Source organism: Candidatus Symbiopectobacterium sp. NZEC127 (assembly GCF_025962675.1).
Taxonomy (GTDB): domain Bacteria; phylum Pseudomonadota; class Gammaproteobacteria; order Enterobacterales; family Enterobacteriaceae; genus Symbiopectobacterium.
Window position 1 is genome coordinate 1 of record NZ_JAGFPG010000056.1, and the last position, 590, is coordinate 590.

Consider the following 590-nt stretch of genomic DNA (forward strand, 5'->3'; position numbering starts at 1 on the left):
GATTTTAAATCGGCATCAATATTTTGACATATATTCGCTGAAGCAGTATTAATATAGTGTTGTTCTTTGACATCACTGTGTTGCCTCCAACCATTGCATACTATATTCCATAGTTTTGCGTTACGTTAAGTAGGTATAACCAATGAAATGTGCGTTAATTTATGATTTTGATGGAACTCTAGCAGAAGGTGATTGTGCCCAACATGGACTTATGCCTGCTTTAGGAATTGATGATGTTGCTTCTTTTTGGCAGTCTGTTAAACAACGGGCCAAGAATGATGATGGCGATGAAATATTGTCTTATCTTGGACTTCTTGCTGAGAAAGCGAGTGAGCTTGGTTCCCAAGAGTTAACTGAAGCCAACTTGAAAAAACATGGAAAATCAATCCCGTTATTTCCCGGTGTTGAAAACTGGTTTGAGCGAATAAATTATTATGCTCAACAACACGGTTTGGAATTACATCATTACATAATTTCCAGTGGTTTAGATGCGATGATTAGAGGGACATCCATAGGCTGTAAATTCCGTGATATCTATGCATGTAAATATCATTATTCTTCTGATGGTAAATCCGTCACATGGCCAGCAC

1 pseudogene is annotated in these 590 nt (G+C 37.6%); it reads left to right on the top strand.

Annotated features, from left to right (window positions below):
- Nucleotides 1-142: 142 nt before the first annotated feature.
- Nucleotides 143-590 (top strand): annotated as a pseudogene (locus tag J5069_RS23900) (haloacid dehalogenase-like hydrolase); the annotation flags it as partial.